The organism is Brevundimonas sp. UBA2416, assembly GCF_002343105.1.
In the GTDB taxonomy this organism is placed as follows: Bacteria; Pseudomonadota; Alphaproteobacteria; order Caulobacterales; family Caulobacteraceae; genus Brevundimonas.
This window is the reverse complement of sequence record NZ_DDRM01000019.1, coordinates 164,185-173,520: the sequence shown is the minus strand read 5'-3', so window position 1 is coordinate 173,520 and position 9,336 is coordinate 164,185. Positions and strand designations below refer to the sequence as shown.

Sequence of the window (9,336 nt, the reverse complement as noted above, 5' to 3'; positions counted from 1 at the left end):
TCGATGTCGATCACCTTGTCGAACATCTCCAGCCCCTCGATGCGGTCGAAAGGAGCCGGGGCGTCCGAGGCGTTGTGCAGCCGCCGGGCGGCGGCCTTGTAGAGGGTCTCGATGGTGAAGGTCGACTTGCCACCGCCCGACACGCCGGTGACGCAGGTGAACAGGCCGCCCGGAATTTCGCCGGTGACGTTCTTGAGGTTGTTGCCGGTCGCGCCGGAGACCCGGAGCATTTTCTTGCGGTCGACCGGCCGACGGCCGTCGGCGGGCAGTTCGATTTCGCGCTCGCCGGTCAGGTATTTGGCGGTCAGTGAGGCGCCGTTGGCCATGACTTCGGCCGGCGTGCCCTGGGCGCAGACCTCGCCGCCGTGGATGCCGGCGGCCGGGCCCATGTCGATGACATAGTCGGCGGTCAGGATGGCCTCCTCATCGTGCTCGACGACGAGGACGGAGTTGCCGAGGTCGCGCAGGCCGCGCAGGCTTTCCAGCAGGCGGGAGTTGTCCCGCTGGTGCAGGCCGATGGACGGCTCGTCGAGGACGTAGAGGACGCCCGTCAGGCCCGAGCCGATCTGGGAGGCCAGACGGATGCGCTGGCTCTCGCCGCCGGACAGGGTGCCCGAAGCGCGCGACAGGCTGAGATAGTCGAGGCCGACGTTGTTGAGGAAGCGCAGCCGGTCGGTGATCTCCTTCAGGATGCGGCGGCCGATTTCCATCTGTTTGGCGGTCAGCTTGCCGTCGAGGGCGGTGAACCACTCGTGGGCGTGTTTGATCGACAGCCAGGAGACCTCGGCGATGTCGGTGGCCGCCACCTTGACCGCCAGGGCCTCGGGTTTGAGGCGTTTGCCACCACAGGCTTCGCACGGGGTCTCGGACTGGAACCGGCCCAGCTCCTCGCGCACCCAGGCCGAGTCCGTCTCGCGCCAGCGGCGTTCGAGGTTGGGAAGCACGCCTTCGAAGGCCTTGGAGACCTCGTATTTGCGGGCGTTGTCATCGTAGGTGAATTTGATCTTCTCGGACCCGGTGCCGCGCAGGATGACGGCCTGGGCCTGTTCCGGCAGGTCGCGCCAGGCGACGTCCATCGAGAAGCCGTAGTGGCGGCTGAGCGACTGCAGGGTCTGGGTGTAGAGCGGCGAGGGGCCGCGCGACCATGGCGCGACGGCGCCCTTGTGCAGGGTCTTGTCGCGGTCCGGGATGACAAGGTCGGCGTCGAAGGCCAGCTTGACGCCAAGTCCGTCGCAGGTCGGGCATGCGCCGAAGGGATTGTTGAACGAGAACAGTCGCGGCTCGATCTCGCTGATGGTGAAGCCGGAGACCGGGCAGGCGAATTTCTCCGAGAACGTCAGGCGGCGAGGCGCGGTCTCGCCTTCGGCGATGTTGGCCCATTCGGCCACGGCGATGCCGTCGGCGAGGCCGAGGGCCGTCTGCAGGCTGTCGGCGTAGCGGCTTTCCAGCCCGGCCTTGGTGACGATCCGGTCCACGACGATGTCGATGTCGTGCTTGAACTTCTTGTCGAGCGTCGGGGCGTCCTCGATGGCGTAGAATTCACCGTCGATCTTCAGCCGCTGGAAGCCGGCGCGCTGCCACTCGCCCATCTCCTTGCGGTATTCGCCCTTGCGGCCGCGGACGACGGGCGCCAACAGCATCAGCCGCTCGCCCTCGGGCAGGGCGGTCAGCTTGTCGACCATCATGGAGATGGTCTGGCTCTCGATCGGCAGGCCGGTGGCGGGCGAATAGGGCACGCCGACCCGCGCCCACAGCAGACGCATATAGTCGTGAATCTCGGTCACCGTGCCGACGGTCGAGCGCGGGTTCTTCGAGGTGGTCTTCTGTTCGATCGAGATGGCCGGCGACAGGCCCTCGATCAGGTCGACGTCGGGCTTGCTCATCAGCTCGAGGAACTGGCGGGCATAGGCGCTCAGGCTCTCGACATAGCGGCGCTGGCCCTCGGCATAGATGGTGTCGAAGGCGAGCGAGCTTTTGCCCGAGCCCGAAAGGCCGGTCATGACCACGAGCTTCTCGCGCGGAATGTCGAGATCGACGCCCTTGAGATTGTGCTCGCGGGCGCCGCGCACGCGGATGAAGTTGTGCTTTTCGGTCATGGGGCCTGAAGGCTGGGGAGTCCGGGAACGCGACAGGGCCGGAGAGGGTCCGGCGCGACGCCGCTATATGGGGACCAATTCGCGGGATTCAGCAAGAACATTGCAGGAACATGGCCAAACTCGCCAATCCTGCTGACAGCAGGTGTCAGCAGGGCATCGGTCAGGCCGGCGGCGTCCACGCCTCGCTCGCTCGCAGATAACGTTCGCCCTTCTGCAGCATGACCCCGTTGGCGCCGGCGATGCCCAGCTCGAGGCTTTCAGCGATGCGGCGCGCTCGCTCGATGAAGTGTGCGGCGGCGGGGGGCGGGCAAACCTCCGCGGCCGTGGCCTCGAACAACTCCAGCCAGCGGTCGAAATGGCGGGCGTCGACGGGCAGGGGCAGGTGTTTGGGCATCGGGCGGCCGTGATAGACGCCGCTCATCAGGGCCACGGAAGACCAGAACAGGCGCATCTGCTCCAGATGCGGGCCCCAGTCTGAAATCCGCGCGGCGAAGACCGGACCGATCAGCGGATCGGCGCGGACGCGGTCGTAGAAGGCGTCGACCAGGCGCGCGATCATGGCTTCGTCGATGCCGGTTTCCGCGCGGATCTGTTCGACGATCGCCTCTCGACGGCGGGCGGGCGTTTCGGGTTCGGACGCGATTGGCATGACGGGAATCTAGGGACTCCGGGCGGCGGCCGCCATTACGGGAAATCCCGGGAGCAGCCCACCGCATCGCCGGCGGCGCTGGAAAAGGCTTGCGCATCGAGCGCTTCCACCGCATCTTCAGGCCTTCGAGTGAGTATCACTGGAGTTCGACGATCATGATCAGCGCCCTGGAAATCGGTTTCGCCCTTTCCGCTCCGCTGCTCGTGCTCGCCTATGTCCTCTTCCAGCCTCGTCCCAAGCCCGTCCGCATCCGCACTCGTGACGCTCGATCGCGTCGCGGCCCGCACGCCTGACGGCCACACCCTATTTTCTGACCTGAGCCTCGCTTTCGGGCGTGAGCGCACGGGCGTCGTCGGCCGCAACGGCGCGGGCAAGACCACGCTGCTGCGCCTGATCGCCGGCCTGACCGAGCCGGGCGAGGGGACCGTCGTGCGCATGGGCCGGGTCGGCTTTCTGGAGCAGGCCGTCGGCCCGGCGGGGGACGACAGCGTCGCCGATTCGCTGGGCGTGTCCGCCGGCCTGACGGTCATCGGGCGGGTGCTGGCCGGAGATGGCTCGGCCGACGATCTGGCGGAGGCCGACTGGACGCTGGAAGAGCGCATTGCGGCGGCGCTTGCCGAGGTCGGTCTGGCCGGACTGGATCCAGGCCGGCCCGCCGGATTTCTGAGCGGCGGCGAGCAGACGCGGCTGCGGTTGGCCGCCCTGCTGATGGACCAGCCGGACCTGCTCGTGCTCGACGAACCGACCAATCATCTGGATCAGGAAGGCCGCGCGGTCGTGGCCGGGGTGCTGGAACGCTGGAAGGGCGGGGTCGTGGTGGTCAGCCATGACAGAGGCCTGTTGCGCCCGATGGACCGGATCGTCGAGCTGTCGACCCTCGGCGCGGCGACCTACGGGGGCGGCTATGACCTCTACGCCGGGCGCAAGGCGTCTGAACGGGCGGCGGCGGAGCATGGACTGCAGGCGGCCGAGCGTGAGGTCGGGCGCGTTGCGCGTGAGGGTCAGCGGGCGGTTGAAAAGAAGGCGCGGCGGGACAAGGCTGGACGGGCCTTCGCGGCGCGGAAATCGGAACCGAAAATTCTGCTCGGAGCGATGGCTGAGCGCGCCGAGAACAGTGGAGCCCGGGAGAACAAACTGGCCGAACGGCGCGCGGCGTCGGCCGGGGCGGCGCTGGCGGAGGCGCGGGAGCGCGTCGAGCGGCTTCGATCCCTGGAGGTCCCCCTTCCCACCACGGGACTGGCGGCGGGCCGGGCGGTTCTGGCGCTGGACGGGGCGGCGTGGGACGCGCCGGACGGGCGGCGGATCGTGGGCCCGGTATCCCTCAAGCTGACCGGACCGGAGCGGGTGGCGGTCACCGGACCCAACGGCGCCGGAAAGACGACCCTGTTGCGGCTCATGGCTGGCGATGTCGAGCCTACGGCCGGACGGATCGAGCGGCCGGCGCGGGCGGCGCTGCTGGATCAGGAGACGGCGCTGCTGAAACCCGAAGAGACGCTGATCGACGCCTATCGGCGTCTCAATCCGGAAGCGACGCCGAACGCGGCGCAGGCCGCGCTGGCGCGCTTCCTTTTCCGCAATACAGCGGCCCGGCGGGTGGTCGGGACCCTTTCAGGCGGGGAGAGGCTGAGGGCGGGTCTGGCCTGCGTCATGACCGGCGCCCGGCCGCCGCAACTGCTGATCCTCGACGAGCCGACCAATCACCTCGATCTGGACTCGATCGCGGCGGTGGAGGCGGCGCTGGCTGCATGGGACGGGGCGCTGGTGGTCGTCAGCCACGACGCCGACTTCCTGTCAGCGATCGGCGTCGACCGGACGATATCTCTGGGTCAGCCCCAGCCGGCCACAGCCCCGCGTCGTCGCACCGAGACTGGCTGAGGCGCGGCGACGACGGGCTCCGCAGCGGGGCGTCCGAACAGCCACCCCTGTCCATAGCCGACCCCCAGATCGCGGACGGCCGTCGCCTGCTCTTCTGTCTCGATCATCTCGGCGATGGTGGTCATTTTCAGGTCGGCGCACAGCTCGACCAGATGGGCGACGAGGTCGCGGGCGCGGGCGTCGCTGACTATCTCGCGCACGAAGCGACCGTCGATCTTGACCGTGTCGGCGGGGAGGCGGTGCAGATAGTCGAGCGAGGCGGCGCCCACGCCGAAATCGTCGAGACAGACCTTCACGCCAGCCCGGCGCAGGGCGGAGAGCCGGCGGCCCGCGGCCTCGATGTCGGCAACAGCGGCGGTTTCGGTGACCTCGATGAGGATCCGGTTGCGGATGTCCGGGGCGGCGGCGGTGAGGCGCAGAAGGCCGTCCACATAGGCGTTTGAGCCAAGGGAGGCGCCCGAGACATTGACCGCGATCCGCGTCAGACCGAAGCCGGGACGTCGCAGTTGCTGCAGGGCCTTTTCGGCTACCGCCAGGTCGAAGCCCTCGATCAGGCCGAGCTCCTCCGCAAGGCGGATGGAGTCCGCAGGGCCCCGGGAACCGAAGCGCGCAAGGGCTTCGAAATGGTGGGTAACGCCGGTCGTGAGGTCGATGATCGGCTGGTACTGCAGGGCGAAGTCGCGCGACTGGACCATGGTGCGGAAGCGGTCGGCTTCCTTGAGGGTCCGTTTCAGGCTCTCCGAGAAGGCGGCGCCGGCGCCGTCGATCCCGCCTTCCCTGATGCAGGCCTCCAGGGCGAAACGCAGGGCCCGGACGGTGGACTCCGCGGGGGCGGAGCCCGACAGGGCGGCCTCCGTGGCGCGGACCGCCAGGTCCAGGCCTTCGGCGGCGGCGGCGTCGCGGACCTCGCTCGCGAGGTCAGTCTGGCTGTCCGAGGCGCGAACAAGGGCGAACCGTTCGGGCGCCAGCCGGGCCGCTGAGGCGCCATCGATGGATGAGGCCTGCAGCACGGCGGCGACACGGGCGGCGGCCCGCTCGTGGGCTTCACCCGCAGCGGCCAGACCGGGCACGTCGACGAAGGCGACGGCCACGTCCTCATCCGGCGCGAGGAGCGACCCGCGGACCCGCGAAAGCAGGCCGTCCGCGCTGAGCAGGGGCGGCGCCTCCGGCACAGCAAGGGTGAAGGGCGCGCCGTCATAGGTGATGGCGCAGGACACGGCGGGCGCGAGGTCGGGGAGTTGGAACAGGCGAAGACGAGCCCGGCGGACGCGGTCGGTATCGCAGGCGATCAGCGCGTCGATCGGCGCCGGCCGCTCATTGGGGCGGATCGCCGCGAGGGCGTCCATCAACGGCTTCTGGCCGGCCTTGCCCACGAGGTCTGTCAGCAGAACGCCGCGCCAGGTCTCAGCGGTGGCGCCCCGCGGACACGGACCGGCGCCCAGCGCCATGTCGATCCGCCCATCGGCGTCGAGTTCCAGCAGTGTATCGGCTGCCGCGAAGGCCATGCCGAGGAGGCGCGATTTCATCGTCATGTCTACCGGCTACCCGGTGGAGATGAATATGGGTTCGACGAAGAGGCTTAACGGACGTTCAGGCTTGGCGGTTGAAGGCCACGGCGCGGCTGTCGCCGGCGTTGGCCTTGCCCGAGGCGCCGTAGGCCGAGGGGCTGCCGCGTTGGCCGGCGACTTCGGCGGCGATGGTCTGGACGAGGCCCTCGGACACGACGCGGGCGGCCTCGACCGCGCGCGAGTGACGCGACAGCACCGCCTCGAAGGCCTCGGTGGCGCGGATCAGGGCGACGCGGTCAGCGGCGGGCGCGGCGGCGACCGAGGCCGGATTGGCCTTCAGCTGGGCCGACTCGCGACGGTAGGCATTGGCGAGGTCCTGGGTCCCGGCCAGGGCTGCGGCGGCATCCTGCGGGCGGTGCGATTCAAAGACTTTCGATTCCTCGCTGAGCCGGGCGGTCAGGCGATTGGTCAGGTCGATCAGCTGGCGGACGCGGGCCGTGGCGTTCAGCGTGGCGGCGTCGGTCATTGTTCCTGCTCCTGCATCTTCAACATCTGGGCGACGACCTGATCGGCCAGGCCGATGCCGCCGCCGCGAACCGCCTGTTTGGCCATGGCGTCGACGAGGAAGCCGCGCCAGGTGCCCTCGGCCTCGCCGCCGCCGAAGGGGGCTTCGGTCGAAAGGCCCTCGAACATCGGCTTCAGCATCTGCGAGAGGAAGGAGGCTTCGAACGCCTCGGCGGTCTCGCGCATGCGGGCGGTGACGACGGCCGGCGCGGGGGCCGCCGCGGCCGGGGGCAGGGTGGTCGGGGCGATGATCGGGTCGCTCATTACATCACCTCGATTTCGGCCTGGAGGGCGCCGGCGGCCTTGATGGCCTGCAGGATGCTGATCATGTCGCGCGGGCTGACGCCGAGGGCGTTGAGGCCGTTGACCAGGGTGGAGAGCGAGGCTCCGCCACCGACGATGCGCATCTGGCGGCCCAGTTCCTCCTCGACCGCAACGTCGGTCTGGGGAAGGACGACGGTCTCGCCGCCGCGGCTGAAGGGCGTGGGCTGGCTGGCGACCGGACTTTCCTGCACGGAGATGGTGAGGTTGCCCTGGGCGATGGCGACGGTGGATACGCGGACAGCGTCGCCCATGACGATGACGCCATTGACCTCGTCGATGATGACGCGGGCCGGGGAGTCGACCATGACCTCGAGGTTCTCGACCCGGCTGATGAAGCCGGCCATCCCCATCTGCCCCGGCGCGCGCAGGGCGACGACAGTGCCGTTCTCGGCGAGGGCGGTGTTCGGATAAACCTGGTTGATGGCGGCGGCCATGCGCTGGGCCGTGGTGAAGTCGGGGTTGCGCAGGGTCAGGCGGACCTCGGTCATGTTGGCGAGGTGGAAGCCGGTCTCGCGCTCGACCGTGGCGCCCGAGGCGATGCGGCCGGCTGTAGGGACGCCGCGCGTCACCGAGGAACCCGAGGATCCTCCGCCCGAGACGGCGCCGGTCTGAACCGAGCCCTGGGCCACCGCATAGACCTGACCGTCGGCGCCCTGGAGACTGGTGACCAGCAGGGTGCCGCCCAGCAGGCTCTTGGCGTCGCACATCGAGGAGACGTTGACATCGATGCGGGCCCCGGGGGTCGCGAAGGGCGGCAGTTCGGCCGTCACCATGATGGCGGCCATGTTCTTGGAGTTGGCGTTGGCCCCGCGGATGTTGACGCCCAGCCGCTCGGTCATGCCTTCCAGCGACTGGCGGGTGAAGGGGCAGTTGCGCAGGCTGTCGCCGGTGCCGTTCAGGCCGACGACGAGGCCGTAGCCGACCAGCTGGTTGGAGCGGACGCCCTCGACCGCCGCGATGTCCTTGATCCGAGACTGCGCCAGCGACGGCGAAGCCAATCCGGCCAGGGCGGCGGCGGCCAGGAGGGTAGCGAGCAGTTTCTGCATAGGCGGGGCGTCCACGAACTGTTGCGCCTAGCGTCATGCCAGCGGCGTGCCATGTGGAAAGTGCAGCAAAAACAGCAGACCGGTTGTCTCGACGCCCTGTGGTCACGGCAGAAACTGCCGGGCCGTTAACCAAACAGTGACGGGCCGCCGACGATGGTTCGGCATGTGCTGGAGTCGCATGCCATGAAGGTTACAGGCCCGTCTGGACCATCCCTGACGCAAGGGGCCCGCGCCGCCCGCGCTGGCGGGGGCTTTTCCATGCCGTCTGCCGGGTCAGCCGCCCCGGCCAGCGCCACAACCTCCGCCTCCGCGCCGTCCGCCGTGACCGATGTCTCCGCCCTGATGGCCCTGCAGGGCGTCGAGGACGTGACCGAGCGACGGCGGCGGGCGATCCGGCGTGGCGGTGGACTGCTGGACCGGCTGGACGAGCTGAAACTGGCCCTGCTGGCGGGCGAGGCGGGCGACGGGGCGCTGGAACGACTGACACGAACCCTTCGCGAAGAACGTCCGGTTGACGCCGATGCGGAGCTCAACAACCTGCTGGATCAGATCGATCTGCGTGCCGCGGTGGAGCTGGCCAAGGCCGATTTACGCCGCAGTGCAGCATAAGTCTTCGAAATCCCTTGAAAAAGCGGGGTCGGTCGGCGGTGGGTGATGAAGAAATGTCACGCTCCCGCGCCGACTGTCAGCTTCACCGGTCACGCTCGCGCGAGTGTTGTTGCCGCGACTCTTCGTCCTCCCTATAGGCAGGGCTGCGCCACAGGGGGGCGCTGTTAAAGACCGTGAGTGCGAACTATGACCGCATTGGCGTCTGCGATTGTCGAGCCGGCCGCTTACAGGCCGTCCGACGACGAGCCGTTCATGAACGAGCGGCAGCTGGCCTATTTCAAGGGCAAGCTGATGGACTGGAAGGATGACATCCTTCGCGAGTCCAAGGGAACTGTCGTCAACCTGAAGGCCGAGACGGAAAATCATCCGGATCTGGTCGACCGCGCGTCGTCGGAATCCGATCGGGCGCTGGAACTGCGCACCCGCGACCGCCAGCGCAAGCTGATCTCCAAGATCGACGAAGCGCTGCGCCGCATTGAGGACGGCTCCTACGGCTATTGCGAGGAGACCGGCGAGCCGATCAGCCTCGGACGGCTGGAGGCCCGGCCCACGGCGACGCTGTCGGTAGAGGCCCAGGAGCGGCACGAGCGTCGCGAACGGGTGCACCGGGACGACTGACGCAACGGCGTTCACCGGCGGTTCATCGGCCTTTGATCTTCTCGCGT

Annotated in this window: 10 protein-coding genes; 4 read left to right on the top strand and 6 right to left on the bottom strand. The window is 68.8% G+C overall.

Annotated features, from left to right (window positions below):
• Together uvrA and B3E43_RS07250 are read right to left on the bottom strand one after the other, a co-directional pair.
• Window positions 1–2,096, bottom strand: a 2,096-nt coding sequence (gene uvrA, locus B3E43_RS07255; RefSeq protein WP_292027979.1) for an excinuclease ABC subunit UvrA, incomplete at its 3' end; no start/stop codon positions are given.
• A gap of 160 nt (window positions 2,097–2,256) precedes the next feature.
• Window positions 2,257–2,745, bottom strand: a complete 489-nt coding sequence (locus B3E43_RS07250; RefSeq protein WP_292027978.1) for a group III truncated hemoglobin — start codon at window positions 2,743–2,745, stop codon at window positions 2,257–2,259.
• A gap of 89 nt (window positions 2,746–2,834) precedes the next feature.
• Between B3E43_RS07250 and B3E43_RS07245 the strand changes: the two genes are divergently transcribed.
• Together B3E43_RS07245 and B3E43_RS07240 are read left to right on the top strand one after the other, a co-directional pair.
• The gene (locus tag B3E43_RS07245) at window positions 2,835–3,038 is read left to right on the top strand and encodes a hypothetical protein (protein ID WP_292028144.1); all 204 of its coding nucleotides are present in this window, start codon (window positions 2,835–2,837) and stop codon (window positions 3,036–3,038) included.
• The gene (locus B3E43_RS07240) at window positions 2,959–4,620 is read left to right on the top strand and encodes an ABC-F family ATP-binding cassette domain-containing protein (RefSeq protein ID WP_292027976.1); all 1,662 of its coding nucleotides are present in this window, start codon (window positions 2,959–2,961) and stop codon (window positions 4,618–4,620) included. The genes B3E43_RS07245 and B3E43_RS07240 overlap by 80 nt, the downstream gene beginning before the upstream one ends.
• Here B3E43_RS07240 and B3E43_RS07235 read toward each other — a convergent pair.
• The 4 genes from B3E43_RS07235 to B3E43_RS07220 all read right to left on the bottom strand — a co-directional run bounded on the left by B3E43_RS07235 (window position 4,572) and on the right by B3E43_RS07220 (window position 8,062).
• Window positions 4,572–6,146: an EAL domain-containing protein gene (locus B3E43_RS07235; RefSeq protein ID WP_292027974.1), complete on the bottom strand. Its 1,575-nt coding sequence runs from the start codon at window positions 6,144–6,146 to the stop codon at window positions 4,572–4,574. The genes B3E43_RS07240 and B3E43_RS07235 overlap by 49 nt on opposite strands.
• A 64-nt stretch (window positions 6,147–6,210) precedes the next feature.
• Window positions 6,211–6,654, bottom strand: a complete 444-nt coding sequence (locus B3E43_RS07230; RefSeq protein ID WP_292027972.1) for a flagellar basal-body protein FlbY — start codon at window positions 6,652–6,654, stop codon at window positions 6,211–6,213.
• Window positions 6,651–6,956 (bottom strand): rod-binding protein, encoded by a 306-nt coding sequence (locus tag B3E43_RS07225; RefSeq protein WP_292027970.1) that lies wholly within the window; start codon window positions 6,954–6,956, stop codon window positions 6,651–6,653. The genes B3E43_RS07230 and B3E43_RS07225 overlap by 4 nt, the downstream gene beginning before the upstream one ends.
• A complete protein-coding gene (locus B3E43_RS07220; RefSeq protein ID WP_292027968.1) occupies window positions 6,956–8,062 on the bottom strand; it encodes a flagellar basal body P-ring protein FlgI in 1,107 nt (368 codons plus the stop codon). Before B3E43_RS07220 ends, B3E43_RS07225 begins: the two co-directional genes overlap by 1 nt.
• 153 nt (window positions 8,063–8,215) lie before the next feature.
• On the opposite strand from B3E43_RS07220, the gene B3E43_RS07215 reads away from it, so the two are divergent.
• Together B3E43_RS07215 and dksA are read left to right on the top strand one after the other, a co-directional pair.
• Window positions 8,216–8,671, top strand: coding sequence for a flagellar assembly protein FliX (locus tag B3E43_RS07215; protein ID WP_349677566.1), 456 nt, complete (start codon window positions 8,216–8,218; stop codon window positions 8,669–8,671).
• Window positions 8,672–8,857: 186 nt separating this feature from the next.
• Window positions 8,858–9,289, top strand: a complete 432-nt coding sequence (gene dksA, locus B3E43_RS07210; RefSeq protein ID WP_292027964.1) for an RNA polymerase-binding protein DksA — start codon at window positions 8,858–8,860, stop codon at window positions 9,287–9,289.
• Window positions 9,290–9,336: the final 47 nt, after the last annotated feature.

Coding starts and splice junctions, on each gene's coding strand:
- B3E43_RS07250 (WP_292027978.1), bottom strand. CDS start 2,745: ATGCCAATCGCGTCCGAACCCGAAACGCCCGCCCGCCGTCGAGAGGCG.
- B3E43_RS07220 (WP_292027968.1), bottom strand. CDS start 8,062: ATGCAGAAACTGCTCGCTACCCTCCTGGCCGCCGCCGCCCTGGCCGGA.
- B3E43_RS07215 (WP_349677566.1), top strand. CDS start 8,216: ATGGTTCGGCATGTGCTGGAGTCGCATGCCATGAAGGTTACAGGCCCG.
- B3E43_RS07235 (WP_292027974.1), bottom strand. CDS start 6,146: ATGAAATCGCGCCTCCTCGGCATGGCCTTCGCGGCAGCCGATACACTG.
- B3E43_RS07230 (WP_292027972.1), bottom strand. CDS start 6,654: ATGACCGACGCCGCCACGCTGAACGCCACGGCCCGCGTCCGCCAGCTG.
- B3E43_RS07225 (WP_292027970.1), bottom strand. CDS start 6,956: ATGAGCGACCCGATCATCGCCCCGACCACCCTGCCCCCGGCCGCGGCG.
- B3E43_RS07240 (WP_292027976.1), top strand. CDS start 2,959: ATGTCCTCTTCCAGCCTCGTCCCAAGCCCGTCCGCATCCGCACTCGTG.
- dksA (WP_292027964.1), top strand. CDS start 8,858: ATGACCGCATTGGCGTCTGCGATTGTCGAGCCGGCCGCTTACAGGCCG.